21 protein-coding genes and 1 pseudogene are annotated in these 26,920 nt (G+C 48.2%); 15 read left to right on the forward strand and 7 right to left on the reverse strand.

Annotated features, from left to right (window positions below; genetic code table 11):
* Position 1: 1 nt before the first annotated feature.
* Positions 2–1,519 carry a UbiD family decarboxylase gene (locus tag ACN0VA_RS16620; protein ID WP_417822247.1) on the reverse strand — a complete coding sequence of 506 codons (1,518 nt, stop codon included), beginning with the start codon at positions 1,517–1,519 and terminating at the stop codon, positions 2–4.
* 95 nt (positions 1,520–1,614) lie between these two features.
* Between ACN0VA_RS16620 and ACN0VA_RS16625 the strand changes: the two genes are divergently transcribed.
* The 4 genes from ACN0VA_RS16625 to ACN0VA_RS16640 all read left to right on the forward strand — a co-directional run bounded on the left by ACN0VA_RS16625 (position 1,615) and on the right by ACN0VA_RS16640 (position 5,919).
* Positions 1,615–1,923: a hypothetical protein gene (locus ACN0VA_RS16625; protein ID WP_417822248.1), complete on the forward strand. Its 309-nt coding sequence runs from the start codon at positions 1,615–1,617 to the stop codon at positions 1,921–1,923.
* A gap of 104 nt (positions 1,924–2,027) precedes the next feature.
* The gene (locus ACN0VA_RS16630) at positions 2,028–3,812 is read left to right on the forward strand and encodes an HD domain-containing phosphohydrolase (protein WP_417822249.1); all 1,785 of its coding nucleotides are present in this window, start codon (positions 2,028–2,030) and stop codon (positions 3,810–3,812) included.
* Between the two features lie 17 nt (positions 3,813–3,829).
* A complete protein-coding gene (locus ACN0VA_RS16635) occupies positions 3,830–4,747 on the forward strand; it encodes a DUF1848 domain-containing protein (RefSeq protein WP_417822250.1) in 918 nt (305 codons plus the stop codon).
* A gap of 116 nt (positions 4,748–4,863) precedes the next feature.
* The gene (locus ACN0VA_RS16640) at positions 4,864–5,919 is read left to right on the forward strand and encodes a MaoC family dehydratase (RefSeq protein WP_417822251.1); all 1,056 of its coding nucleotides are present in this window, start codon (positions 4,864–4,866) and stop codon (positions 5,917–5,919) included.
* Positions 5,920–5,985: 66 nt separating this feature from the next.
* Here the strand turns inward: ACN0VA_RS16640 and ACN0VA_RS16645 are convergent, their stop codons facing one another.
* Entirely contained in the window at positions 5,986–8,142 is a 2,157-nt protein-coding gene (locus tag ACN0VA_RS16645; protein WP_417822252.1) for a methyl-accepting chemotaxis protein, read from the reverse strand.
* A gap of 202 nt (positions 8,143–8,344) precedes the next feature.
* Between ACN0VA_RS16645 and ACN0VA_RS16650 the strand changes: the two genes are divergently transcribed.
* Complete coding sequence (locus ACN0VA_RS16650; protein WP_417822253.1) at positions 8,345–9,352, forward strand: ParA family protein; 1,008 nt, start codon at positions 8,345–8,347, stop codon at positions 9,350–9,352.
* 4 nt (positions 9,353–9,356) lie between these two features.
* Here ACN0VA_RS16650 and xth read toward each other — a convergent pair whose 3' ends face one another.
* From xth to ACN0VA_RS16670, 4 genes are all read right to left on the reverse strand, one after another.
* Positions 9,357–10,148 (reverse strand): exodeoxyribonuclease III, encoded by a 792-nt coding sequence (gene xth / locus ACN0VA_RS16655; protein ID WP_417822254.1) that lies wholly within the window; start codon positions 10,146–10,148, stop codon positions 9,357–9,359.
* 244 nt (positions 10,149–10,392) lie between these two features.
* The gene (locus tag ACN0VA_RS16660; RefSeq protein WP_417822255.1) at positions 10,393–11,046 is read right to left on the reverse strand and encodes a LolA family protein; all 654 of its coding nucleotides are present in this window, start codon (positions 11,044–11,046) and stop codon (positions 10,393–10,395) included.
* 33 nt (positions 11,047–11,079) lie between these two features.
* The gene (locus tag ACN0VA_RS16665; protein ID WP_417822256.1) at positions 11,080–11,886 is read right to left on the reverse strand and encodes a formylglycine-generating enzyme family protein; all 807 of its coding nucleotides are present in this window, start codon (positions 11,884–11,886) and stop codon (positions 11,080–11,082) included.
* 129 nt (positions 11,887–12,015) lie between these two features.
* Positions 12,016–13,236, reverse strand: a complete 1,221-nt coding sequence (locus ACN0VA_RS16670; protein ID WP_417822257.1) for an argininosuccinate synthase — start codon at positions 13,234–13,236, stop codon at positions 12,016–12,018.
* Positions 13,237–13,446: 210 nt separating this feature from the next.
* On the opposite strand from ACN0VA_RS16670, the gene ACN0VA_RS16675 reads away from it, so the two are divergent.
* From ACN0VA_RS16675 to ACN0VA_RS16695, 5 genes are all read left to right on the forward strand, one after another.
* Positions 13,447–15,525 carry an EAL domain-containing protein gene (locus ACN0VA_RS16675; RefSeq protein ID WP_417822258.1) on the forward strand — a complete coding sequence of 693 codons (2,079 nt, stop codon included), beginning with the start codon at positions 13,447–13,449 and terminating at the stop codon, positions 15,523–15,525.
* An 84-nt stretch (positions 15,526–15,609) separates the two neighbouring features.
* A complete protein-coding gene (dapB, locus tag ACN0VA_RS16680) occupies positions 15,610–16,413 on the forward strand; it encodes a 4-hydroxy-tetrahydrodipicolinate reductase (protein WP_417822259.1) in 804 nt (267 codons plus the stop codon).
* Positions 16,414–16,416: 3 nt separating this feature from the next.
* Entirely contained in the window at positions 16,417–17,049 is a 633-nt protein-coding gene (gene nth, locus ACN0VA_RS16685) for an endonuclease III (RefSeq protein WP_417822260.1), read from the forward strand.
* Between the two features lie 128 nt (positions 17,050–17,177).
* Entirely contained in the window at positions 17,178–17,729 is a 552-nt protein-coding gene (locus tag ACN0VA_RS16690; protein ID WP_417822261.1) for a hypothetical protein, read from the forward strand.
* Complete coding sequence (locus tag ACN0VA_RS16695; protein ID WP_417822262.1) at positions 17,729–18,037, forward strand: hypothetical protein; 309 nt, start codon at positions 17,729–17,731, stop codon at positions 18,035–18,037. Before ACN0VA_RS16690 ends, ACN0VA_RS16695 begins: the two co-directional genes overlap by 1 nt.
* A 55-nt stretch (positions 18,038–18,092) precedes the next feature.
* Here the strand turns inward: ACN0VA_RS16695 and ACN0VA_RS16700 are convergent, their stop codons facing one another.
* Positions 18,093–20,078 carry a methylmalonyl-CoA mutase family protein gene (locus tag ACN0VA_RS16700; protein WP_417822263.1) on the reverse strand — a complete coding sequence of 662 codons (1,986 nt, stop codon included), beginning with the start codon at positions 20,076–20,078 and terminating at the stop codon, positions 18,093–18,095.
* Positions 20,079–20,391: 313 nt separating this feature from the next.
* On the opposite strand from ACN0VA_RS16700, the gene ccrA reads away from it, so the two are divergent.
* The 5 genes and pseudogenes from ccrA to ACN0VA_RS16725 all read left to right on the forward strand — a co-directional run.
* Positions 20,392–21,660 (forward strand): crotonyl-CoA carboxylase/reductase, encoded by a 1,269-nt coding sequence (gene ccrA / locus ACN0VA_RS16705; RefSeq protein WP_417822264.1) that lies wholly within the window; start codon positions 20,392–20,394, stop codon positions 21,658–21,660.
* Positions 21,661–21,775: 115 nt separating this feature from the next.
* Complete coding sequence (locus tag ACN0VA_RS16710) at positions 21,776–23,437, forward strand: acyl-CoA dehydrogenase family protein (protein WP_417822265.1); 1,662 nt, start codon at positions 21,776–21,778, stop codon at positions 23,435–23,437.
* Positions 23,438–23,810: 373 nt separating this feature from the next.
* Positions 23,811–25,961: a diguanylate cyclase domain-containing protein gene (locus ACN0VA_RS16715; RefSeq protein ID WP_417822266.1), complete on the forward strand. Its 2,151-nt coding sequence runs from the start codon at positions 23,811–23,813 to the stop codon at positions 25,959–25,961.
* Between the two features lie 142 nt (positions 25,962–26,103).
* Positions 26,104–26,667, forward strand: a complete 564-nt coding sequence (locus ACN0VA_RS16720) for a cob(I)yrinic acid a,c-diamide adenosyltransferase (protein WP_417822267.1) — start codon at positions 26,104–26,106, stop codon at positions 26,665–26,667.
* A gap of 175 nt (positions 26,668–26,842) precedes the next feature.
* Positions 26,843–26,920: pseudogene (locus tag ACN0VA_RS16725) on the forward strand (electron transfer flavoprotein subunit beta/FixA family protein); the annotation flags it as partial.

Below are 26,920 nucleotides of genomic sequence, written 5' to 3' on the forward strand. Positions count from 1 at the left end.
ATCAAGCGCCGTCTTTCCAGATGGGGTTCCCTGATCCGGGCAGGCCGAGCTTATCCCACATATCAGAGACTTTATCGACCACATCCTGATCCATACGGATTTTTTCGCCCCATTCCCGATGGGTTTCATTGCCCATTTTATTGGTGGCATCAAACCCGATTTTGCCGCCCAGACCGCTTTCAGGTGAGGCAAAATCCAGATAATCGATCGGGGTGTTTTCCACCATCATGGTATCGCGCACCGGATCCATGCGGGTCGAGACGGCCCACCAGACATCTTTCCAGTCACGACAATCAATATCGTCATCCACCACAATAATAAACTTGGTGTACATAAATTGACGCAAGAACGACCAACATCCCATCAAGACCCGCTTGGCATGACCGGGATAAGCCTTTTTGATCGACACTACCGCCACCCGGTACGAACAGGCTTCCGGCGGCAACCAGAAATCAACAATTTCAGGAAACTGCTGCTGCAACAAAGGAACGAAGACATCGTTCAAAGCTTCCCCTAACACAGACGGTTCATCCGGTGGACGTCCGGTAAAGGTTGACAGGAAGATCGGTTTTTTGCGCATGGTCACAGCGGTAATTTCAAACACGGGGAACTCTTCCACGCTGTTATAATATCCGGTGTGATCGCCATAGGGGCCTTCGGCGGCCTCTTCATCGTGGCGCACATAGCCTTCCAGAACGATCTCTGCCTCGGATGGCACTTTCAACGGAACAGTTTTACAATCAACCAGTTCCACCTTTTTCCCACGCAACAATCCGGCAAACTGATATTCAGACAATGTATCGGGCACAGGCGTCACCGCCGCCAAAATCGTCCCCGGATCCGCCCCCAGCACAATGGCAACCGGCATGGGTTCATTTTTTTCTTTAACCCAGCGCGCAAAATGCTGCGCCCCGCCGCGATGTTTTAACCATCGCATAATGCAACGGTTTTTACCCAAAACCTGCATGCGATAAATGCCAAGATTAAAATTATCCGTTTTTCCCTGCCCCGGTCCCCGCGTCACGACCAAAGGCCATGTAATCAAAGGGGCAGGTTCCCCCGGCCAGCACGTCTGGATCGGCAGCTTGGCAAGGTCGATATCGTCCCCTTCCAAAATCACTTCCTGACAAGGCGCAGACCGGACCGTCTTGGGTTTCATGGATAGAACGGTTTTCACCAAAGGCAGCATCTTCAGGGCATCCTTAAAACCGCCCGGTGGTTCCGGTTGTTTTAAAAAGGCCAGTGTTTCGCCGACTTCGCGCAACTGATTAGGTTCGCGGTCCATTCCCCAGGCCACCCGCTCAACCGTACCGAATAAATTGACCAAAACCGGCATATCGTATTTCCGGCCCGTTTCATCCACCACATTTTCAAACAAAACAGCCGGGCCTTCTTCTGCCAACAAGCGGGTTTGAATTTCTGTCATTTCCAAAACAGGCGACACAGGTTCGCTTACGCGGACAAGGCGGCCTTCTTTTTCAAGCCGGTCCATAAAATCACGCAAAGAAGCAAAGGGCATCTGACACTCCGAGAAAAAATCCGTCACGTCATCTCATAACAAGCTGCGCAACAGACTTACAGAACTTTATCTAAAAAAAGACAGGACATTTTACGATGCTTACCGCCAAAACAACCCATAACCTTTTACAAAACTTGCGACTCGATTTGCAGAAACACCTCCCCGATGAGGTAGATACAAACGAAACCACATTGTTTTTAGAAACACAATATCACAACCTTTGCACTGTACTTTCTCGCGCAGAAGATGATTTCTCCGTTGTCCTGTCCCTGATCGAACAAGACCCCGACTGCCAAGACAACAACCCGCAACGCCGACTAAACGCTTTGATTGATTATCTGGATATAGCAGTCGCCATATACGACACGATACCCACAAAGCCACATCTTAGAGTTATAAACTGACGAGTACATTTTTTTTACAAGGTTTTAATTTCCAAAAGGCAGAAAACTGTTAGAATAGACGAGGATAATCAATCGAATAGAGACCGGACATAGATACGGGCGCCATGGTCGACTCACGTGAACAACATTATCGTAAGCTTTTAGACATCGGACTTGCCCTGTCGACCGAACGTAATTCCGTTCACTTGATGGAAAAAATTCTCGATGAAGCAAAATCCATGTGCAACGCCGATGGCGGCACGCTTTATCGCCTGGTCGATAACGACCAACGCCTGCGCTTTGAGATTATGCGTAATGACAGTCTCGGCATTTATAATGGCGGAACGTCGGGTAAAGAAATCACTCTCCCGCCCGTTGAACTTTTTGATCCTGAAACGGGGGAAGAAAACCATAAAAATGTCGCGTCTTATTGCGCCCTGTCCAGAAAAACGATCAGTATTGATGACGCCTATGTCTTCAAGGATTTTGATTTTCAAGGCACCAAGAATTTTGATAAAGCCACCGGCTATCGTTCCAAATCTTTCCTGACCGTCCCGCTTTACAATAATGAACGCCGCGTCATCGCCGTTCTACAATTGTTAAATGCGCAGGACCGCGACACGGGCGAAGTCATCGGTTTCGATATCTCCTTGCAACCGTTTGTCGAGGCATTGGCCGCACAAGCCGCAATCGCACTCGACAATCAATTGCTGGTCGAGGCTCAAAAAGAATTACTGGCTTCCTTCATCAGTTTAATCGCCGGCGCCATTGATGCCAAGTCGGCCTACACCGGTGGGCATTGCCAGCGCGTGCCCGTCCTGACCGATATGCTCGCCCAAGCCGCCATTAATCAAAAGTCCGGCCAATTCGCTGATTTTAATATGAGCGAAGAAGAACAATATGAATTGCATATCGCAGGTTTGCTCCATGACTGCGGTAAAGTCACCACCCCGGAATATATCGTTGATAAAGCGACAAAACTGGAAACCATTTACGACCGCATCCACGAAGTCCGCATGCGTTTTGAAGTGATGAAACGCGATGCCGAGATTGAATATTGGAAAGGTCTGCATAAGGGCGAAGATGAAACCGTGCTTAAAGAGGCATTAGACAAAAGACTGGCCCAACTGGATGATGATTTTGCCTTTGTGGCAGAATGCAATGTCGGCGGTGAATTTATGGCCCCGGACCGAATGGATCGTCTGGATCACATTGCCCAACAGACATGGATGCGCACTTTATCTGATCGTCTGGGCATCGGACATGAAGAAGAAACCCGCAAAAAAGCCTGCGGACCCGAAGCACCCTTGCCTGTCGAAGAATCGGTTCTTGCTGATCGCGCGGACCATATTATCGCACGCCGTGACAAATCGCTGTTCGCCGCAGATAATCCCTTTGGCTTCAAAATGACCCCGCCGGATAATCTGTATAATCTGGGCGAGCTTTATAACCTGAAAATCAAAGCCGGCACCCTGACCGAAGAAGATCGTTTCAAGATCAACGATCATATCGTTCAAACCATTATTATGCTGGATCAATTGCCCTTCCCGCGTCATCTGCGCCGTGTCCCGGAATATGCAGGTGGGCACCATGAAAAAATAAACGGAACCGGTTATCCCCGCAAACTGCGTGCCGATGACATGTCCCTTCCTGCCCGTATGATGGCAATCGCCGATATTTTCGAAGCCCTGACGGCTGCGGACCGTCCGTATAAATTACCGAAAACCCTGTCTCAATCCATCAAGATCATGTCCTTTATGGTCAAGGACGAACATCTCGACAAAGATCTGTTTGAGCTATTCCTCACTTCGGGTAAATATCTGGAATATGCGGAAAAGTTCCTCAAGCCCGAACAAATCGACGAGGTTGATATCTCGCAATATCTTACCGACACAACGGATGCGGCCTGATACGCATAGGCAACATCATGGGACAAATCGTCAGTATCAGCCGCCGAACCGACATTGCCGCCTTTTATAGTGACTGGTTTATCAATCGGGTCCATGCCGGATTTGTAAAAACACGCAACCCTTTTAACCCCAATCAAGTTCGTGATATTTCCCTGCGCCCCGAAGATGTCGATTGTTTCGTTTTCTGGACACGCAACCCGGCACCGCTTTTTCCTCATCTTGGCATGCTGGAAAAACGTCCATTTGCCTCGTACTTTCACATGACCATCACAGGCTACCCGCGCGAAATTGAAAACAGCACACTTTCGCTCGAACAAGCCATAAATCATTTTAAAACTTTGTCACAGAAAGTCGGGCCGGATCGTGTTATCTGGCGCTATGACCCTATTCTTTTATCCAACGTTACACCCATCCAATATCACATCGATATGTTTGATAAAATTGCCCATGCCCTACAGGGCCACACCCATACTGTCATGTTCGCCCTAACCGATTTTTATGCCAAAACAGAACGAAACCTCAAGAAAGTCAATGCCCTTGTCTATCAAGATATCGCCCAACAAGAAGATGACCTCAACCGATTGCTGGCGACTTTGTCGACCATTGCGCGTTCCTGCGGGCTGTCTTTAAAATCCTGCGCACAAGAACAAGACTGGCGCGCCTTTTCCATTGAACACGGCAAATGCATCGACGACGATCTCATTCGTAAAATTTCCAAAACAGACCAACATTGGCGCAAAGACAAAGGGCAACGCAAAGCTTGCGGATGCGTTCAATCGGTTGATATCGGCGCCTATAACAGTTGCCTACACGGCTGCCAGTATTGTTATGCGACCTACAATAACGCACAGGCAAAAGACGCCTATCGTCAGCATGACCCACAGAGCCCGTTTTTGCTTGAACGCAGTGCAACAAAAAACGTAAAACAGTCGTAATAACACAACAACCAAAGAAATATAATTTCAATGCAGGCATTGAAAAACACCTTTTATTGCGCTGCAAAAAATGCTAGAAAACCTCCAAATTACACAAAAAATGAGGACGTCCTAAAATGACAAAAACAAACCCGGGCAATTTCTTTGAGGATTTCTTCCTCGGTCAGGAAATCGTTCACGCCACACCACGCACCGTGACAGAAGGCGATGTCTCGCTTTACACCGCCCTTTACGGTTTTCGCCATATGCCGCACAGCGCCGAGCCTTACGCAATGGGTTTGGGGTTTGAAGCCATGCCGTTGGATGACATGCTGGCCTTCCATATGGTGTTTGGCAAAACAGTTCCCGATGTTTCCCTCAATGCGGTTGCCAACCTTGGTTATGCCGTCGGACGTTTTGGTGCCCCGGTTTATGCCGGTGATACGCTGCGCACGACCTCGACTGTCATTGGCTTGAAAGAAAATTCCAACGGCAAAACGGGTGTTGTCTATGTCAATTCCATCGGCATTAACCAAAAAGACGAAGTCGTTTTGGATTATGTCCGTTGGGTCATGGTGAAAAAGAAAGATCTGGATGCACCGACACCGGACACCATTATTCCCGATCTGCCCAAAGTTGTTGATGTTGATGATCTTGTGATCGCAGAAGGTTTGGATTTCTCGTCTTACGATGTTGAATTGGCAGGCGCACCACATCTGTGGGAAGATTACGAAGTCGGTGAAAAAATCGACCATATTGATGGCATGACCATTGAAGAAGCCGAACACCAAATGGCAACCCGTCTCTATCAAAACACAGCCAAAGTTCACTTCGACCAGTTTGCCGCCAAAGACAACCGTTTCGGCAAACGTCTGATTTACGGCGGTCACATTATTTCACTGGCGCGCGCGCTTTCCTTCAACGGATTGGGTAATGCATTCAAAGTTGCCGCCATCAATGCCGGTGCGCACGCCAACCCGACCTTCGCCGGAAATACAATTTTTGCCTGGTCCGAAGTTCTGGATAAGCAGGAAATCAAAGGTCGTTCCGACATGGGTGCCCTGCGTCTGCGTCTGGTTGCCACCAAAGACCATCCGGCGGATGACTTCCCTTACAAGGATGAAGACGGCAAATATAATCCTGATGTGGTGCTTGATCTGGATTACTGGGTGCTGATGCCCCGTCGGGGATAAGCCCCCGCCTAGCCTTTACGATAACAAAAGCGCCACGTTTCTTTTTTGAATACGTGGCGCTTTTATTTAAGCAGCCAATTGGCGGCGGATATAAGAGGCATCTATACGTGAGATATGTCCATTATACCAACCCAGCAAGACGGCAAACGCTTCGGTGATATCATCATTTTTCCCTGTGGCGTGTCCGTCCTGCCATTGCTTCAGGTCACGTAAAAAGATCGCCTGTTCCTGCAACACCTTGTCCAGTCCCGGATAATTCACCTGACGCAGGAGATCGGCCTCTAATTCAAAATGATCAACCACAGCGTCTGAAACCTGTTTCAGCATAGAAATCATTTGTCTGACATCCCCACCTAGCAGCATGTGGGCATAAATCGCATTGACTTTATCAATGAAATTTTGATGTCCCTGATCAACAGCCGCATCACCGTAAGACAATTTTTCACACCATTTAATGATCTTCGGACTTTCCCCCTCATCACGGCGCACACCATTGAGGAATTCCCCCATCTGCCCCGTTAAATATTCTGCCTGTACCGACAATTCAGAACTTGCGGCCTCAATCTGGCTTGCTGCTGCACCCGTTTCTTTGGCGGCATCTTCGACCAATGCAATATTGTCACTGACCTGACGCGTTCCTTCTGAGGCCTGATCCACATTGCGTGCAATTTCACTTGTGGCAGCACTTTGTTCCTCAACTGCCGTTGCAACAGCAGTTGAAATTTCATTCATCTGGGCAATCACATCCGAAATAGACTGAATAGCCTGCACCGCATTACTGGTTCCGGTTTGAACATGATTAATCTGTGTTGTAATTTCATCCGTCGCTCGGCTCGTTTGATTGGCAAGGTTCTTAACCTCCCCGGCAACAACCGCAAAACCTTTGCCGGCATCGCCTGCGCGCGCGGCCTCGATTGTGGCATTCAATGCCAATAGATTTGTCTGATCTGCAATATCTGTAATAAGATGCACCACTTCGCCGATTTGGCGTACACTTTCTGACAACGCTTCAATTGTCTGTGTGGTCTCGAGGGCCACACCCACCGCTTTTTCCGACACTTCACTGGACATCGAAACTTGTGTCCGAATCTCGCCAATTGAGGCGGATAATTCTTCCGTCGCGGAAGCCACTGAATGAACATTTTGACTGGCATGTTCTGACGCTGACGCTACGGCACTGGCTTGATCACTAGTGGTCGCCGCTGTTCGCGCCATTTCATGAGCCGCTGCCTGTAATTCTGTTGCTGCGGATGTCACCGTCTGGACAACACTGCCCACATCTGTTTCAAAGGAATCGGCCATCTGGTTTAATGCAATACGCTGGCGCTTTTCGGCACGCACTTTTTCCTCTTCCTGTTCAAGACGTAATCTCTCCGTCTCTTTCAGATTGTCTCGAAAAATCAGCAAGGCCCGGGCAATATTGCCAACTTCATTTTTTAGTGTGAGAGAAGGAATTTCCGTCTGCAAATCTCCTTCTGCCAATCGCATGGTTGCCTCTGTCACCCCTTGTACAGTTTTTGCAACATTGTGTCCGATAAGCCAACCAAAGAGCAAACCAAAAGCCATAATTACGACTGTTATGACGATCACAATCACTTCAACACTATGCTCGTGTTCTTCCGCTTCCAACAAGGCTTTTTGCGTATAACCATTGACCTCCCACAAAAGCGCCTCAACACCTTGGATAAGGACTTCTTCTTTCTTTTTGATCTCGCGTGCTTTGCTTTCTATCTCATCTTTCGCCCCGGTTGTACTTAATTTAAAAACCTCAATTGCATGGCTTTCATAATTTTTATGTTCTTGTGCAAGACCTTTTAATTTGACGGAAAGCTCGGTTAACTTTTCACGTTCCTCGTCAAACAACTCTGCGTTGGTTAAAAATTTTGCAATAACACGTCCCGCATCTGCAAGCTCCGATTCAACCTGTTGCGAAAGCTCATTAAACTTGGCAATCTCAAGCGTGCTTTGGTGTTCATCGCCTTGCCCAATTCCTTTCAATCGTAATACACGTTCGAAATGAACCGCTTGTGCCTGTTGATGCGTTTCAATTTTTGTAATTTTTCCAACGAGCGGCATATCCCGTTCTGCGACAGCTTCAATCTCATTTCCGATCTTTACCACTTGCAATTCGATCACAAGGCTTCCCACCAATGACAAAATCATGAGCAAGCAAACCAAGCTCATAATTTTTGCTCTCACTCCTAAATTGATAAAAATGCTCATTGACTTTCTCCTAGTTGCATAACGTCCATTCTATTAATATTTAAACGTTTATTCAAGTAAACAATAAATCAAATTTTTGTAATTTTTTAGAGATTTACCTTGTTCTTTTTTAGCCTTCTAATTGACTAACATTATTTCCTGCTTGGCGAAATTGGTATAAATCCTTAGTCTGATAAAATCGAATTTAGATTTGAGGTATTCAATGACGGCTGTCATTGCCATTATGAATCATAAAGGCGGGGTGGGAAAAACCACAACCACACTGAATATGGCCAGCGCCCTTGCGGCTGGTAACAATGCCGTTTTGATTATCGACATGGACCCGCAAAGCAACGCTGCGACCGGGCTAGGCCTGAATGCCAAGGCCATTCAGGCCGGTAGCTATGAGCTGATTCTTGGTGATAAAAAACTTCAAGACGTTATTCATAAAACGGATTTGCCCAACCTGTCTCTTGTCCCCGCAACCTTTCAGCTTGCCGCCCTCAGTTCGGTTTCCCCGGATGATGAAGACCCGGAATACTGGTTGCGCGAAAGTCTCGAACAAGACGACATTCCCTTTGATTATGTGCTGATTGATTGTCCGCCTTCGTTTGGAATTCTCAGTCTCAATGCGCTGGTGGCAGCCCATAAAGTGATCGTGCCCGTACAAAGCGAAAGCTTCGCCATTGCCGGATTACAACAAATGGAATCGTCCATTAATGATATACGTGTTGAAGCCGGGCATGATCTTGATTTTCGCATTTTGATGACCCTTAGTGACCCAAGCCAGCAACTGCATCAACTGGTAGATCGCGAAGTCCGCGCCCATTTTAAAGAACACGTTTTCCAAAATGCCATTCCGGTTGAACCCAAAATTGCCGAAAGCGCCTTTCTCGGTCGCCCTGTTATCTTCCATTCCCCCAATTCACAAGGCGCGCGCGCCTATATCCGTGCCTGTGCAGAATGCCTGCAATGGACACAGGAAGAAGGCGATAACAAAGACCTTGCTACTTATCGTGACACAATCGTCAGCGGGCTGAAACAATGGCTGAAAGACGATACCATTACCGCCCATGCCGACCCGGTTCAATTTGATACTTCCGTCAAAACACCTGTGAAAAATCAGCCGCCGGGCGAAGATGTGAACAGTTTAAAGATCACCATCCGCAATGGTGTGATTCTCGCCCTTGCCCTGACTGCAGGTATGGCCCTCGCCTTACTGGGTTTATGAAAATCTAGATATCAATTTCAACCATGACCGGGGCATGGTCGCTGGGCTTTTCAAGCCCGCGTAAATCCAAAAGAACTTCGCAGGATTTAACCCCATCTTTTAAGGCAGGACTGACCCATACATGGTCCAGTCGTCGCCCCTTGTTTGCCGCGCGCCAATCACGTGCGCGATAGCTCCACCACGTAAAACATTTTTCATCCGGTAAAATATGCATACGCATGGCATCCACCCATTGACCCGCCGCCTGCAAACGATCAAGACGATCAATTTCAACCACCGTATGGGTGATAATATTTTTCAGTTTTTTATGATCCCATACATCGGTTTCCAGCGGGGCAATATTAAAATCCCCAACCATAATCCGGCGGGTCCCCTCTTGATAGCTCTGCGCCGCCCAATCTGTCATTTCATCCAGAAACTGCAATTTATGTGCAAATTTCGGGTTAACATCTGCATCAGGTTCGTCACCACCAGCCGGAATATAGAAATTATGCAGCTCAACACCACCTGCTAGCCGGACACTGACATGGCGTTTATCTTCACGTCCGCACCATGATAAGGCTGTCGTCTCTTCAAACGGTATTTTGGACAGAATGGCGACCCCGTTATAACTTTTTTCCCCGGCAAAATGGATGTGTTCAAACCCAAGTGCTTGTAAATCCAACAAGGGAAACAGTTCGTCCCGGACCTTGGTTTCCTGAAAACAAATCACATCCGGGTTGGCGGTTTCTACCAGTTGACGCACATGGTCTAAACGAATACGCACGGAATTAATATTCCAGGTCACCAGTTTCATTGACTAATCCTGTTTTGAAATCATTTTAAAAAAGACTTGTAGCAGAAAAGAAAAGCGCCCGACTAGGGGGCAGTCGGGCGCAAAAGGCTTTTTCTCTCATGGCTGAGAGGTCTCAGGTGGCAGGGGAACCACCTGCGAGTGGCTATGGTAGGTGAACAGCCATTCTAATCTTTAGATGGGGTGGCCCTTCCAGATTCATCAATGCAAATATTTCAATCCTGATATGTAAAAAACACATAGTTTGTTAGTTATTTTGCGCATCATACTGTGGGTCAATAAAATCAAACTGTTTGGCATCAATCGCCCCGCCATATGTCGCATTCAGCAGAGAAACCTGTGTCATCACGCCTTGGGCATCCACGATTGACCATTTGCGCAATTCCAAAGGCGCATCACTGAAAACCAGCGTAACAGACCCCATGCCCGGGTCTTCCCGATCCACCAATGTCAATTCAATCACGCCTGTTCCTTGGGCCAAATCAACGATTTTGACGCCTTTTTCAAAATTGATCTGTTCATCCAATAAAACGGCAAGCGGTGTGGAGCTCAGCGGGTAATAATTCACCTGTTGATATTCTTTATCATGGTAAATGATTGTCCCACGTCGCACGATAATTTCCGTTTTCACAGGTGGATTATACACCAGATGCATTTTACCGGGGCGCGACATATAAACTTTCCCATCGGCATAGGTGCCGTCCGAACTGATTTGTGCAAAACTGCCTTTTAACGTTTTCAGATCATCCAAATAGTTGCGTATTTTTTCCACCAAGGCCTGCTGGTCTGCATTTAACGACGGTTCATTAGCCTGAACCGGCACAGCAATCAGTAAAAACGTCAAAATAGCAAACAGGCGCAGCATGGAAATCGCTTTCAAGATGATAAAGGTGGAATTCAATTTAGCCGATCATCGCCTGAATGCAACAAGGGATCACTGTTTCAGCTCTGCCAGAACCCGAAATGAAACATTATAACTAAAAACATTCTCGGCATTTTTGTAACGATAGGCCGATCGGGACAGTTTGGGGAAGTAATACCACGACCCGCCGCGTGTCACCGGTTCCTTGCAATTGCCATCTGTGCGCGCACGTCCGTCTGTTGGGGCCAAGGCGTAATGAGGGCTCCAACAATCGGCAACCCATTCCCACGCGTTGCCATTCATATCAAAAAACCCCCACGGGTTCGCCTTGAAAGATCCCACCGGGGCAGAGCCAAAGCCTGACCATTTCGACCCACATTTGCGGCAATTGGCATTGTTTTTACCAACCTCGTCCCCCCACCAATATTGGGTCGTTGTACCCGCTCGTGCGGCATATTCCCACTCCGCTTCACTGGGCAGACGATACGTTCGCCCGGATTTCTCACTCAACCATTTCAGATAATCACCAATATCAGCATAGGTCACATTGATGATCGGATAACGTCCCTTGCCCCAACCATGATCATCCGGGGCTTCTTTACAGGCGAGTTCCTGTGCGCAAGCCTCCCATTCATCAAAGGTGATTTCGTACACCCCCAAGGCAAACGCGTAATCAATGGTGACCCGATGGGCGGGACGTTCATATTTATAACCGTGGTCATCGCCCATAATAAATGAACCGGGGCCAACCACTTTCATTTTGGGACATCCTGCACAATCACTGAATTCCTGCCCGACTTCCCATTGATCTTGCGCAAGGGCCGGGAAAGTGATCAGACAGGATAAAACTGCAAAGATGAAAAACTGCTTCACAAACACTCACAACTCCATCATTTCAGGACAGTTATCAGAATCCCTTATTCATCTGACGAGGTAAAGAACATTCTCGCACATAAAAAAAGAGAGGACCGAAGCCCTCCCTTTTCATTCTTTTTGTAAAACCCTTTGTTAGCCCGCTTGGCCAAGATCCGGTTTCACCGCAGACATACGCAGACGCAAGGCATTCAATTTAATGAAACCTTCTGCATCGCGCTGATCGTAAACTTCGTCTTCTTCAAACGTGACGTGTTCTTCGGAATACAAAGAGAAATCAGATTTACGACCGACAACAATCACGTTGCCTTTATAAAGCTTGAGACGAACCACACCGGAAACATTTTCCTGTGTTTTGTTGATCAAAGCCTGCAAGGCTGCACGTTCCGGTGACCACCAGAAACCGTTGTAGATCAGTTCCGCATAACGCGGCATCAATTCATCTTTCAAATGGCCTGCGTTACGGTCCAGTGTGATAGATTCCATTGCACGGTGTGCCGCCAGCATAATGGTACCGCCCGGTGTTTCATAAACGCCGCGTGATTTCATGCCGACAAAACGGTTTTCCACCAGATCCAGACGACCAATACCATTTTTACCAGCCACTTCGTTCAGGGCTGTCAGCATGCTTGCCGGGGACAGTTTTTTACCGTTCAAGGCAATGGGGTCGCCTTTTTCATATTCAATTTCGATATATGTCGGTACGTCCGGTGCATTTTCCGGTGAAACGGTACGCAAGAACATGCTTTCATCATATTCCTGCCACGGATTTTCCAGCGCTTTACCTTCATAGGAAATATGCAGCAGGTTCGCATCCATTGAATAAGGAGCTTCGCCGTGCTTATCCTTGGGCACCGGGATTTGGTGGTGCTGCGCATATTCAATCAATTTCGTGCGGGAATTCAAATCCCACTCGCGCCACGGTGCAATGACTTTAATGTCCGGTTGCAGGCCGTAGTAGCCCAATTCGAAACGGACCTGATCATTACCTTTACCCGTTGCACCATGAGACACGGCATCCGCACCGACTTCGCGGGCGATTTCAATTTGACGCTTGGCAATCAACGGACGGGCAATGGATGTGCCCAACAGGTAAACACCTTCATAAACGGCATTGGCACGGAACATCGGGAAAACATAATCGCGCACAAACTCTTCGCGCAAATCATCGATATAAATTTCCTTGATGCCCAGCATCTCGGCTTTTTTGCGGGCCGGTTCAACTTCTTCACCCTGACCAAGATCAGCCGTAAAGGTCACCACTTCGCAGTTATAGGTGTCTTGCAGCCATTTCAGGATGATGGAGGTATCCAAACCACCAGAATAGGCCAATACTACTTTTTTAATGTCGCTCATATCAAAATCGCCTCGAAAAGATGCGTACTATATTGCGCGCAAAATAGGACAAAGCGTTGCCAAGAGCAAGGCCAGATAACAGCGAAAAGACAATTCCACGGCTTTTTCTGGTTCAAACCAAACCAACACTACCTTTGCTACAAATATGTCGCTCTTGAGTTAAGTTTGACCTAGAATGAAAACGCTGAGGTTTCTATTAGAGGATATAAAATGGACGAATCTTTATTGCAGAATGCCGCACCCGCCATTCTGGAAGCCAGTAGTGAAGCCATTTTAACCATAGATGCAAGAGGCACAATCAAGGGATGTAATAAACAATTCCTCCTGCTCGCGGGTTTCGAGTCAGAAGACACTATTTCTTGTACCATCCAGGACCTTTTCCCGGAATTTGATTTCGTCAGCCCACGCCATGATAACGACATTGCCACTTTCAGCCCGACCAAGTTCACCAAGCCGGATGGCACGTCATCACTGGTCCTTATAAAAGTCATTCCCATCGGCAAAGCAGGGGATTCTTTCAAAACCATCCTTATTCAAGACCCGGAAATTATCCGACGCATTATTGATCATCTGGACTATATTGATTGTTACGATGTCGCCTCCGGCCTTCTCAATCGTCACAAAGGCACGCTTGAATTCGGACAGCTTCAAACCAGAGCCATGAAAGGTGGCACCTTTTTTGTCAAAGCCCAGATCCCAAGTACGGTTGATACCGATGATCGTGAATATGGCGAAGTCTTAAAACGGGTTTCCAATCATCTTAAACCATCGGCACAACAAGCCATTATCTGTCGATATTCCATTTCAGAACTTCTTGTGATCTGTGTCAGTGAAGTCCCCTGTAACATTGATATCTTGCGCGATGCCATCGACAAGATAAAAACTGACCCTCATCTTGATGATGCGATTTCAATTTGGCTCGCCTATCAGGAATGGAACGGGGCAAATGATGACCTGAACTCCATCGTTCATAACCTGCGTCATCATCTTGTAGAAATGTACACTCCAAATGTACTGGAAAAAATAAAAGAGCAATCATCCCCCAGCTTACGCAACATCTTCTTACAAAATCTGAATGAAGCACTGGATAGCAATCAGCTGCAATTTTACATTCAGCCACAAGTCAGTTCGGAAAGTAACCATGTTGTCGGTGGTGAGTTGCTCATTCGCTGGGTTCAGCCCAACGGACAAATTATCCCCCCCTCCCAGTTTGTTGATTTTCTGGAGTATGGTGACTTTGGGCGCACTTTCTTACATTGGTCCATGGAACGTTCTGCTGAACTCCTTGCTCAAATCAAAAAGGAATGTGGGCGGTGGATCCCTCTATCCTTGAACGTGGCCTCCAATTATTTTTCAAAGGAAGTTTTGGTCGATCCATTGGTTCAATGCATGGACAAATACGATATTCCTTATGAAAATCTGGAAATTGAAATTACCGAACGCGTTCTTGCTGAAAATCCCAAAGACGTAATGCACACATTACAAATGCTCCATCACAAGGGATTTAAGGCAGCCATCGATGATTTTGGAACTGGGTATTCCAGTCTCTCCTATCTGCGTAAATTCTCGCTGGATCGTTTAAAAATCGACCGGGTTTTCGTCACCAATCTCGCTGAAAACGAAGAAGACCGTCTCATTGCAGTTGCCATCGCCTCACTCGCCCATGTTCTCGGCCTTGAGATCGTAGCAGAAGGGGTTGAAGAAAATGCTCAAGCCGCCTTTCTCAACAGTATCGGTTGTGAATATTTCCAAGGTTTTCTGACAGGTAAGCCCATGCCTGCTGATCAATTCATTTCCTTTTGTATTGAGAATGAAAAAAACGTTGGACCCGTCAAATGGTCAAACAATCAAATTGAAGACCTGAAACTCAGCCACCGTCCACGCAAGGTCAATTGGAAGAAAAGCTTCTCTACAGATATCGTCTCTGTTGATAACGAGCATCGCGACCTGATCGACCTGTTAAACAAAGCGACCGAAACATATTTGAATGACCCTCTTTCCCTTGATCTTGGAAACACTTTTGACCTTATTGGCGCCGAAACGCTGAAACACTTCGATCACGAAGAAAACGTCATGCGCAATATGGCTTATCCGCGTTATGAAACTCACCGGGATAAACATAAATGGCTTATTGCTGACCTGTCCAAACGCAAAGCTGAAATTCTCAGTGACCCCGAAGGGACAAACTTCGATGAAGTCTTGCGTTATTTAAAATACTGGCTGCTGCGACACCTGATTAGCGAAGACACACATCTCTTGCGCTATTTAAACAAGGCCAACACGCCGTAAAACTCTTTTTTTTCCATTTCCCAAAAAGCTGTGATAGTTTCTCCGTAAAATTTATAGAGTTTCTTACTTCGCGGAGCGTTAAAAATGAAAATCGGTATTGTCGGCTGTACAGGCCGCATGGGGCGTATGTTGGTTCAAGCTATTGTCAATACAGAAGGCGCAGAACTTGCCGGTGGGACAGAGCGCGAAAACTCCCCCTTTATCGGGCAAGACCCGGCGGTTGTTGCCGGTGAAGTTCCCAGCGGTGCCCTCATTACAGCCAACGCGGACGAACTCTTTGCCAAGGCCGATGCCGTTATCGATTTTACTGCACCGGCGGCCACGATTGAACATGCCAAGCTGGCCGCAAAACATAGCACCGGGCTTGTTATCGGCACAACGGGATTAAGTGCAGATGATCAAGCCATCATTGCTGAAGCTGCAAAATCCACAACCATTATTCAGGCCCCGAATATGAGCCTTGGTGTCAATCTGGCTTTTGCCATTACAGAAAAAGTTGCCTCCATGTTAAGTGACGATTGGGATATCGAAATCGTCGAAATGCACCACAAACATAAAGTCGATGCCCCCAGCGGCACTGCCCTTGGACTGGGTCGCGCCGCTGCAAAAGGACGCGGTGTTGATCTGGACACAGTGGCCGATAAAGTCCGGGATGGCTTTACCGGAGAACGTAAAAAAGGCGACATCGGATTTGCCACATTGCGCGGTGGTGATGTGGTTGGCGATCACACAGTTATGTTTGCCATTGAAGGTGAACGTTTCGAAATCACCCACAAGGCTTCCAGCCGGGTAATTTTCGCGCGCGGTGCTGTCACCGGTGCCCTATGGACCAAATCCGCAGATGCGGGACTTTATGATATGCAAGATGTGTTGGGCCTGAAAGACTAATCCATGAACAAGGCCAACCGTGAAGAATTTTTCCGTCGCCTTTGGGAAGATAACCCAGAACCCAAAGGCGAATTGAACTACACCAATCCCTATACTTTATTGGTGGCTGTTGCCCTGTCGGCACAGGCCACCGATATCGGTGTCAATAAAGCGACTGAAAAGCTCTTCCAGATTGTTTCAACGCCACAAGACATGTTGGATTTGGGCGAAGCGGGCCTGAAAGAACATATCAAAACCATTGGCCTCTATAACTCCAAAGCCAAAAACGTTATAAAAGCGGCGCAAATGTTGGTGGATAACCACGACGGTATTGTGCCCAATGACCAAGCCGCGCTTGAAAAACTCCCCGGTGTTGGACGCAAAACCGCCAATGTCGTGCGCAATATCGCATGGGCTGTTCCCACCATCGCGGTTGACACCCATATTTTCCGAGTCGGAAATCGCACCGGGCTGGCGAAGGGCAAAACCCCATTGGAAGTCGAAAAAAAATTGATCAAGGCCGTGCCCAAAACCTACATGCTGCACGCTCATCATTGGTTAATTTTACACGGCCGTTATATCTGCAAAGCCCGCAAACCAGAGTGTGGACAATGCAAAGTCTATGACCTTTGCGCCTATAAAGCGAAAACCATATAACCCGATTGGGGGGGGTAAATATGATAAAAAGGTAAACTACTCCCGATATATATATCGACTTGCCATTGTGTCAATTTGAATACATACTCTTATATGGTTCGGTAAAATATATAAGGAATCAAAACCTTATGCGGCATATAAAAGCAGTTATAGACACTTTATTAAGCGCCGCCATTATCCTTCTTCTGACAGGGTTTCACACAGGTGCCTCTGCCAAACCGACCCTGAGCTGGGCAACCAACGATCTCATCCCCTTCTACATCAATGACGGCGCCTATAAAGAACAGGGCATATCGGACCAATTGATCCGTTTCTTTGAAAGCTATCTGCCGCAATACAAACATGTCCGCATCCCCATGACTATGGCGCGGTTTTACGCGCAGGCTCAACAGGGCGATCTTGTCTGCAACCCTCTTTTGTTAAAAACACAAAACCGGGAAAGCTTTCTTTATTACTCTGCCACAATGAAGCCCGCCTACGCACATACTCTTGTGAGTACGCATCCCGTCGACTATCCCGCAGAGGGAATCAGTTTAAGTGAGTTTCTAAAAAATGACCCGGATGGCCTGATCGTACAGGCAGAGCGTTCATATGGGCCCATACTGGACCGTATCATTGATCAAGCAATAAAAAGCGGACATGCCAAACCCAGCCAACTGACCACCAACAATTATTCATAATGATTGAAAAGGGCCGCATTATTCATTTTCTCGATATCGAGAACAGCGTAACCTATTACAACAAAATGCATACAGGGACGCGTACGCTCTACAATATCCCGATCAAAGAAGATCGCCTTGACCGTTTCAGCTATCTTGCCTGTACGAAAAGTCCTGAAGGGCAACAGGTTATCGCCCACGCCAACAAAATATTAAAAGAAAAGGCCGCCAGCCCGGAATTACGAACAATTCTGGAATCGTGGATGGTTCCCGAAAACTTGCCCCGTTTTCGTCGTTTCTATGACAGGACAATCCTCAATCAGCAATAAAAAAAGCCCTTCTTGCATTCAGCAGAAAAGGGCTTTTCTTAAAATTGACGCCTTTTTAAGCGGCTTCGTTCTGTTCAATCAAACCGACAATATCAGCCATGATCATGTTGATTTCATAATCCTTGGGCGTATAAATGCGCGAGACACCGGCTTTCAGCAAGACCGCCTCGTCTTCCGGTGGAATAATTCCGCCGACAACCAACGGAATATCGTTGATATCGGCCTCTTTCATGCGTTCCAGAACTTCCGTCACCAAAGGAATATGGGAACCGGACAGAATAGACAAACCAATGACATGCACCCCTTCTTCCAAGGCGGCATTTACGATTTGCGCCGGGGTCAGACGAATCCCTTCATAGACCACTTCCATCCCGGCATCACGTGCACGAACGGCAATTTGTTCAGCCCCGTTGGAATGACCATCAAGCCCCGGTTTACCCACCAGCATTTTCACACGCCGGCCCATTTTACTGGAAATGGCGTCCACACGGGTGCGCACATCTGCCAGTTGGTCACCATGTGCCGCACTGGATGCCCCACCAACACCGGTTGGCGCACGATATTCACCAAAGACTTCGCGCAAGGCAGTGCCCCATTCCCCGGTGGTCACACCGGCATGAGCCGCAGCAATGCTCGGTTCCATAATATTGCGACCTTCACGCGCCGCTGATTTCAATTCTTCCAGCGCCACCTCGACCTTGGCGTTATCGCGTTGTTCACGCCACGCTTTCAAACGTTCGATCTGTTCTGCTTCTGCCGCCGGATCAACGGTCAAAATAGACCCATCGCCTGCAGTTAACGGGCTGTCTTCCCCTTCGGAAAACTTGTTTACACCAACGACAATTTGTTCCCCGGCTTCAATAGCCGCCAAACGGGTTGCGTTGGATTCAACCAGTTTTTGCTTCATATAACCGGTTTCAACCGCGGGGATAGATCCCCCCATTTCATCGATTCGGGCCAGTTCATCACGCGCACCGGCTTTCAGTTCTTCCACCTTACGGGTGACTTCCCCTGATCCATCAAACAAATCACCATATTCCAGAAGGTCTGTTTCATAAGCCATGATCTGTTGCAAACGAAGCGACCATTGCTGATCCCACGGGCGCGGCAGGCCCAGCGCCTCGTTCCAGGCCGGAAGCTGCACGGCACGCGCACGCGCGTTTTTCGACAAAGTCACCGCCAGCATTTCCAGCAAGATACGGTAAACGTTGTTTTCCGGCTGCTGTTCGGTCAGACCCAAGGAATTCACCTGAACACCATAGCGGAAACGACGGTATTTTTCTTCTTCCACGCCGTAGCGTTCCCGACAGATTTCATCCCACAATTCCGTGAAGGCACGCATTTTACAAATTTCGGTGACAAAACGGATACCCGCGTTCACAAAGAACGAAATACGACCAACAACTTTGGGGAAATCTTCATCCGGCACCTGACCGGAGGCCTTAACAGAATCCAAGACCGCAATCCCGGTTGCCAAGGCAAAGGCCAGTTCTTGTTCGGGTGTCGCGCCAGCTTCCTGCAAGTGATAGGAACAAACGTTCATCGGATTCCATTTCGGGATTTCACGATAGGTGAAGGCCGCGATATCCGTAATCAGTTTCAAACTCGGTTCCGGTGGGAAAATGTAAGTTCCACGAGACAGGTATTCTTTAATAATATCATTCTGTGTTGTGCCCGCCAGATCAGAACGTTTCGCCCCCTGACGTTCAGCTGCAGCAATATAAAGCGCCAACTGCCATGCTGCCGGAGCATTGATCGTCATGGACGTATTCATTTTTTCGAGCGGAATATCTTTAAAGAGGGTTTCCATATCGCCCAAATGAGAAATCGGCACACCGACTTTACCAACCTCACCACGTGAAAGGACATGATCAGAATCGTATCCCGTTTGTGTTGGCAAATCGAAGGCAACAGACAAACCCGTCTGACCGCGACCTAAGTTCGTGCGGAAAAGTTTATTGGTTTCCACGGCTGAACTGTGACCGGAATAGGTCCGAAACAGCCACGGGCGATCCTTTTGAACCGTTTGTTTTTCAGTCATTTCTTGGGCGCTCCTAAGCGTAATAAAATATCCGTGGGCGTCAGCGTTTTGATTTGATTATTGCCCGGTCGAATCCTCATTGGCTTGCAATCTACCACTTACTGCATCGCAAAAAAAGCTAGAAATGCGTTATAAACTAAGATTTTTTACAATATAGTTGCAAATGCAACCTATTTTTTGTGTCGCAATGCAAAAAAAACTTGCCCGCCTGTCAAAATGGTGTAAACCAGATAGTAATGTTAAACGCCGCACAAAAAAACAACGCGGTCAGATTTATGAAACGTCTTTGAAAAAACGATGGGAGTATCCCGATATGAGTTACCTCGCCGAAGTCACAGCGAATCAGGAAAAGAAAGACCTTTACGAAATCGGCGAAGTTCCGCCACTCGGTCACGTGCCTGAAAAAATGTACGCTTGGGCTATCCGTCGCGAACGCCACGGCAACCCCGACACAGCCATGCAGTTGGAAGTCGTCGAAACACCGAAACTTGATAGCCACGAAGTACTCGTTTACGTCATGGCTGCCGGTGTCAACTACAACGGCGTCTGGGCGGCACTTGGTAAACCGATCTCCGTCTTCGACGTTCATGGCGAAGATTACCATATCGCGGGTTCCGATGCGTCCGGTATCGTTTGGGCCGTTGGCGATAAAGTCAAACGCTGGCATGTGGGCGACGAAGTTGTTGTTCACTGTAACCAGGATGATGGCGACGATGAAGAATGTAACGGCGGTGACCCGATGTTCTCTCCTTCCCAACGGATTTGGGGGTATGAAACGCCGGATGGTTCCTTTGCTCAATTCTGCCGCGTTCAGGCACAACAATTGATGGAACGCCCCAAACATCTGTCTTGGGAAGAATCTGCTTGTTATACACTCACGCTGGCAACCGCCTATCGGATGCTGTTCGGTCACCGTCCGCACATTCTGCGTCCCGGTCACAACGTTCTGGTTTGGGGGGCTTCCGGTGGTCTCGGTTCCTTCGCCATTCAGCTGTGTGCCGTTGCCGGTGCCAATGCGATCGGTGTTATTTCTGATGAATCCAAGCGTGATTTCGTTATGGGTCTGGGTGCCAAAGGCGTTCTGAACCGTAAAGACTTCAACTGTTGGGGCCAATTGCCGACTGTAAACGGCGAAGGCTTTAATGATTACATGAAAGAAACCCGCAAGTTCGGTAAAGCCATCTGGGAAATCACCGGTAAAGGCAACGATGTTGATTTCGTGTTTGAACACCCGGGCGAAGCCACATTCCCGGTTTCCTGTAACGTGGTTAAGCGCGGCGGTATGGTTGTCTTCTGTGCCGGTACAACAGGCTTTAACCTGACGATGGATGCCCGTTTTGTCTGGATGCGCCAAAAACGTATCCAAGGTTCCCACTTTGCAAACTTGAAACAAGCCTCACAAGCCAACAAATTGGTCGTAGAGCGCCGTATCGATCCTTGTATGTCCGAAGTGTTCTCTTGGGATGAAATCCCCGAAGCACACATGAAAATGCTGGCCAACCAGCACTTGCCGGGCAACATGGCTGTTCTGGTCAACGCCAAAACAACCGGCCTGAAAACACTGGAAGAAAACCTCGATTAATTTCGATTAACGAGGCGCGCCCCGAACCCGGTTCGGGGCCGTTTCTCCTTGATAAGCCCCTATTTTTATTAGGGAAAATGTTTTCATTTCTACTTCTTTTTGAAAGGACCGATCCATGAGCGATCTTATCCTCTCCGACCTTCTCGGCTCCTGTGCGCGTGCAGTCGAAGCCGCCGATAAATTGCTGGAACAAGCCAAAGACGCTGTTTCTGAAAAAGTTATGACAGACGGTCGCGTCGATTCCCAGAAACTGGAACTCGAACAAACCGCCGCTCATGGCCTGTCCTGGATGGCAACTTATGTTGAAGCCTTGCGCCAAATGCATAAATGGGGCGTAAAGCTGGAAGAAGAAGGCCATTTCAGCGAATTTGAACAATTGATCCTGCAATGTGCCTTTGGTGAATATTGTACACAATTAACCCACGGCATCGCGATTTCACAGGTTGAAGTCATTCGCCCGCATGATCTTGGCCTTACCGCCAAAGAATGCCACGAATATATGACCAAGGATGTTACGACTTTTAAATACAAAGCCAACACACCTGCGGTACGTCGTAAAATTGCCGAATATGCCAAAGATGGTCTGGATACCGGATCCTTCGGGCAAACCGGTCTGGATGAAGAACTGGAAATGATCCGCGATCAGTTCCGCCGCTTCGTCAACGAACAAGTCATCGATCAAGCACCAAAATGGCACGATAACGATGAACTGATCCCGCTGGAAATCATCGAACAGGTTGCTGAAATGGGCGTGTTCGGCCTGACCATTCCCGAAGAATACGGTGGGCTCGGCATGGGTAAAACAGCCATGTGCGTTGTCACCGAAGAATTGTCACGCGGTTACATCGGCGTTGGTTCCCTTGGGACCCGTAACGAAATCGCCGGGGAATTGATCCGTCTGGGCGGTACCGAAGAACAAAAAGAGAAATACCTGCCGCAAATTGCCAGCGGCGAAATTCTGCCGACCGCCGTTTTCACGGAACCCAATACAGGTTCCGACCTTGGTTCTCTGAAAACGCGCGCCGTTCTCGAAGGTGATGTTTACAAGGTCACGGGCAACAAGACATGGATTACCCACGCGTCGCGTTCCGACTTAATGACGCTTCTATGTCGCACCAACCCGGACGAAAAGGGCTACAAAGGCCTGTCCATGCTGCTGGCAGAAAAACCCCGTGGCACCGATAACGATGCTTTCCCCGCCAATGGTATGAGCGGTGGCGAAATCCACGTTCTCGGCTATCGCGGCATGAAAGAATACGAACTGGCCTTTGACGGCTTTGAAGTTCCAAAAGGTCAATTGTTGGGCGGCGAAGAAGGTCAAGGCTTCAAACAACTGATGGAAACGTTTGAATCCGCACGTATTCAAACAGCCGCACGGGCTTCCGGCGTGGCGACATCGGCTTTGGAATTCGGCCTGCGTTATGCAACCGAGCGCGTTCAATTCGGCAAACCGATCTTTGAATTCCCACGCGTTCATTCCAAAATCGCCTGGATGGTTGTGGAAACCATGATCGCAAAACAACTGACCTATTTCTCCGGTTGGGAAAAAGATCACGATGTGCGTTGCGATATCGAAGCCGGTATGGCCAAACTTCTGGCGGCCCGTGTGGCGTGGACCAACGCCGACAACGCCCTGCAAATTCATGGCGGCAATGGCTACGCAACCGAATATCCGATTTCTCGCGTTCTGTGTGACTCCCGTATCCTCAATGTCTTTGAAGGGGCGGCTGAAATTCAGGCAGGCGTTATCGCACGCGGTCTTTTGACTCGTCGCTAAATCGAAAACGGCGCAAATCCCTTAATATATCAAAGGGATTTGCGTCAGATTTCATGCGCAGTTTTTATCCTTCCCTCTCCTTTTTGGGATAAAGGCTGAGCGTGGACTGGCGCGCGATAAGCCCTAACATGGACCCTGCCATCCACTTATCTTTTAGGCGCGCCTTCCATTGGGATCCCCAAAGGAAAAGGCAGACAGCGAAGCCGACTTGAGCCCTTCCCCAACCAACGGGGAAGGGCCTTTTTTTCTGCCTTTTGAAGCGACATGGCAACTTAAATTGGTAATACAAATTAAAATGACTCTTTTATGAACACGTAAACGGTGTTATTCTCCCGCAGAAATTACGTAGAAGCGCTTTCTAGTTGGGAATAAGATGAATTTCGAAGGCTTGGTTGGGCAGGCCGCGCGCTACAGTCCGGACATATATCTTGTCATTCAAAAAACACCGGATTGCCGCGACGGTTTTAGACTGCTTTATGCAAACAACGCCTTCCATACGGCCGTAACCTGTAACGTTCGTGATAAAGACAACTGTTGCGCCTGCCATTTCAAACTTGGTGAGATTGACCAGAACCAACAGGCCCTCCTCTCCATTACCGATGGGGAAGAAGTCACCAAAACATTTCGCGTCAGCATCACCGACCTGCCCCTTGAACATACGGGGGGATTACCCGCCTGCATGCTTATGGTTGGTCGTCGGGCAGGTATCAGTCTTTCCGAAGAACGCGAACGGCTTTACAGCACCATTGCCAAAAAATTCATTGAACTTTCTCCGGACGAAGCCGCCCTGAATGCGGTGCACGAAGCCGGCCTCTATTTCGATGTCGATGCCAGCTATGCCGCGCGTGTTGATGTCCAGAATCGCAGCATGGATTTTCGTTATATATGGCGCAATCCCCATATTCCAGATTTACCCGAAACGCCACAACGCCACGAAATGTGCCACTGGGTTTTGGATCAGTTGCGCAATGGGGATGTCGTCAAGATCGACCGTCTCAGCGATCTGGCCCCCGACGTGTTGGAAGAATGCGCGGTCCTGCGCACCAGCGGCACCAAAGCCTGCATCCTCGTGCCGGTTCTACAAGCCGATGATGCCGTTTGGTTTATCGGCATACATACTTTTGAAAATTCACGTTGCTGGTCCGATCAGGATGTCGATACCTTGAAAGTTGTCGGCAACTTGCTTGGCAATGCCTTCACCCAAACAGAAGTCGCCTGGTCTTTAAAAGAAACCCAACGCCGTTTCAGCGATGTCGGGGTCAATATTCCCGGTATTGTCTATCAAATCCGCCGCACAGAAGCCGGGCAACTGTCTTTTAGTTATATTAGTCAAGGCGTCGCCGACCTCACCGGTTGGAGCCCCGCCGATATGCAAAATGATCCAAGCTTATTTGAACGGATCGTTATTCGTCAGGATCGTGGGCGTTTTCGCGAAACACTGGAACGCGCAGGGCGCGAATGCGATTTGTGGACAACCGACGTCAGAATTCGCCATCGCAATGAACAAACTGTCAAATGGGTTCGCGCCAGTGGTCGTACTCATTTAGGGGTCAATGGTGATACGGTCTGGAATGGATTGATGTTGGATATATCCGAACATCGCCAAGCCGAAGAAGCCTTGCGGATTTCTGAAGAACGTCTGCGCCGTATCTTGGGCACCAGTCCCATCGCTATCGGTATTAGCCACGTAAAAACCTTCAAACTCTTATTTGCCAACAAACGACTGGCACAGATGTATGAAATTCCGCGCGACGACATCATCGGTTTTGATACACGCAAATTCTATAAAGAACCGCGCATGCATCGCCGCCATTGGGTCGATACCCGCAGGGGCAAACATCTAAATAATGTCGAAACACAATGTCAGCGCACGAACGGCAATCCCTTCTGGGCACAGATCACAACACGCCTGATCGAATATGGTGGGCAGGAAGCCATTCTTTGGTGGGCGTTCGACATTACCGAACATAAACACACCAAAGAAGCCCTGGCCCATCTTGCCCATCACGACGCCTTGACCGGATTAGCCAACCGCCGCCTGTTTGAAGAACATCTGCATAATGCGATTGCACTGGCGGCGCGTACAGACCGTCCCGGTGTCCTTTTTTATTTTGATCTCGACGGTTTCAAGGCTGTTAACGATGCCTACGGTCATAATTTTGGTGACTGGGTTCTTGATCAGGTTGGGCTGCGCCTGCGCCATGTCCTGCGCGAAACGGATATCGGCGCGCGACTGGGTGGAGATGAATTTGCCGTCATTGCCCACGGGATTGAAGATATACGCGCCATCGAAGCTGTTGTTGAAAAAATGCAAACCGCCATTTCCACACCTTATAAAAAAGAAGGAAAAATCGCTAAAATCGGTCTTTCCATCGGCGTCGTGCGTTTCTTTGGACATGAAAGCGATATCCATGATCTCGTCATGTGTGCCGACACCGCAATGTATCAGGCCAAACAAGCCGGTAAAGGAACCTATCGCCTGATCAATATGGCGCGAAATGACAATCTTACCTCTAATTCGTGACCTTTTTACAATCGATATGTTATTTTGTTCGCCTTCTTAACATTTTTTTACCTCTTTAGTCTTGACCCGCAGCCCAAAAACTTCAAAAGTCTGCCCTGCACTTTTTTTGCACATTTACCAAAATAAAAGGCTGGATTGACCCATGGTAACATTAACCAAAATATATACTCGTGGTGGCGATAAGGGCGAAACCTCGCTTGGCGACGGGGCTCGTATTGCCAAACACGACCTGCGTGTCGAAGCATACGGCTGCGTTGATGAAACCAATGCCACATTCGGTCTGGCCCGATTACACACAAACGGTGAATGCGATAAAATGCTGGAACGCATTCAAAACGACCTGTTTGATCTGGGTGCCGATCTCTGCACCCCCGAAGATGGACGCAAAAGCGAAGGGGCTTTGCGTATCGTTGATGAACAGATCAAACGCCTCGAATCGGAAATTGATGACATGAACGATCAACTCGACCCGCTCACGTCATTTGTATTACCCGGTGGCAGTGCCGCATCCGCCCATTTGCATTTATGTCGTACCGTGTGCCGTCGCGCAGAACGTCTCTGTACGGAACTTGCCAAACGTGACACGATTAATTCCCTTTGTGTACAATATCTTAACCGACTATCCGACCACGCATTCGTCATGGCCCGTTTCCTCAATGAAAAGGGGAAATCAGACGTTTTGTGGAAACCGGGTGCCCATCGTTAAATCTGGGGAGATTCACTGCCTGAGGAGAGGTATTGTCCAACAGTTGCATGAGTTGACATTCATTTCTGCAACCCGTATTGTGCAATGCGAAAAACGTGATAAGCATAGGGTAGGCTCCCACGCTTAAAAACAAAGCCTCAGGCGTTAACGAAACGACTTCTGAGAAAGGAATTCCATGAAAGTCCTCGTCGCAGTAAAGCGCGTAATTGATTACAACGTGAAGATCCGTGTCAAATCGGACAACACGGGAGTA

The sequence above is a fragment of the Terasakiella sp. genome, from assembly GCF_048267425.1.
Taxonomy (GTDB): domain Bacteria; phylum Pseudomonadota; class Alphaproteobacteria; order Rhodospirillales; family Terasakiellaceae; genus Terasakiella.

What these genes read in the sequence shown, in the direction of transcription:
- dapB (WP_417822259.1), top strand. Translation starts at nt 15,610, where the DNA reads ATGAAAATCGGTATTGTCGGCTGTACAGGCCGCATGGGGCGTATGTTG.
- nth (WP_417822260.1), top strand. Translation starts at nt 16,417, where the DNA reads ATGAACAAGGCCAACCGTGAAGAATTTTTCCGTCGCCTTTGGGAAGAT.
- ACN0VA_RS16695 (WP_417822262.1), top strand. Translation starts at nt 17,729, where the DNA reads ATGATTGAAAAGGGCCGCATTATTCATTTTCTCGATATCGAGAACAGC.
- ccrA (WP_417822264.1), top strand. Translation starts at nt 20,392, where the DNA reads ATGAGTTACCTCGCCGAAGTCACAGCGAATCAGGAAAAGAAAGACCTT.
- ACN0VA_RS16720 (WP_417822267.1), top strand. Translation starts at nt 26,104, where the DNA reads ATGGTAACATTAACCAAAATATATACTCGTGGTGGCGATAAGGGCGAA.
- ACN0VA_RS16635 (WP_417822250.1), top strand. Translation starts at nt 3,830, where the DNA reads ATGGGACAAATCGTCAGTATCAGCCGCCGAACCGACATTGCCGCCTTT.
- ACN0VA_RS16620 (WP_417822247.1), bottom strand. Translation starts at nt 1,519, where the DNA reads ATGCCCTTTGCTTCTTTGCGTGATTTTATGGACCGGCTTGAAAAAGAA.
- ACN0VA_RS16625 (WP_417822248.1), top strand. Translation starts at nt 1,615, where the DNA reads ATGCTTACCGCCAAAACAACCCATAACCTTTTACAAAACTTGCGACTC.
- ACN0VA_RS16630 (WP_417822249.1), top strand. Translation starts at nt 2,028, where the DNA reads ATGGTCGACTCACGTGAACAACATTATCGTAAGCTTTTAGACATCGGA.
- ACN0VA_RS16715 (WP_417822266.1), top strand. Translation starts at nt 23,811, where the DNA reads ATGAATTTCGAAGGCTTGGTTGGGCAGGCCGCGCGCTACAGTCCGGAC.
- ACN0VA_RS16670 (WP_417822257.1), bottom strand. Translation starts at nt 13,236, where the DNA reads ATGAGCGACATTAAAAAAGTAGTATTGGCCTATTCTGGTGGTTTGGAT.
- ACN0VA_RS16640 (WP_417822251.1), top strand. Translation starts at nt 4,864, where the DNA reads ATGACAAAAACAAACCCGGGCAATTTCTTTGAGGATTTCTTCCTCGGT.
- ACN0VA_RS16700 (WP_417822263.1), bottom strand. Translation starts at nt 20,078, where the DNA reads ATGACTGAAAAACAAACGGTTCAAAAGGATCGCCCGTGGCTGTTTCGG.
- xth (WP_417822254.1), bottom strand. Translation starts at nt 10,148, where the DNA reads ATGAAACTGGTGACCTGGAATATTAATTCCGTGCGTATTCGTTTAGAC.
- ACN0VA_RS16690 (WP_417822261.1), top strand. Translation starts at nt 17,178, where the DNA reads ATGCGGCATATAAAAGCAGTTATAGACACTTTATTAAGCGCCGCCATT.
- ACN0VA_RS16645 (WP_417822252.1), bottom strand. Translation starts at nt 8,142, where the DNA reads ATGAGCATTTTTATCAATTTAGGAGTGAGAGCAAAAATTATGAGCTTG.
- ACN0VA_RS16710 (WP_417822265.1), top strand. Translation starts at nt 21,776, where the DNA reads ATGAGCGATCTTATCCTCTCCGACCTTCTCGGCTCCTGTGCGCGTGCA.
- ACN0VA_RS16675 (WP_417822258.1), top strand. Translation starts at nt 13,447, where the DNA reads ATGGACGAATCTTTATTGCAGAATGCCGCACCCGCCATTCTGGAAGCC.
- ACN0VA_RS16650 (WP_417822253.1), top strand. Translation starts at nt 8,345, where the DNA reads ATGACGGCTGTCATTGCCATTATGAATCATAAAGGCGGGGTGGGAAAA.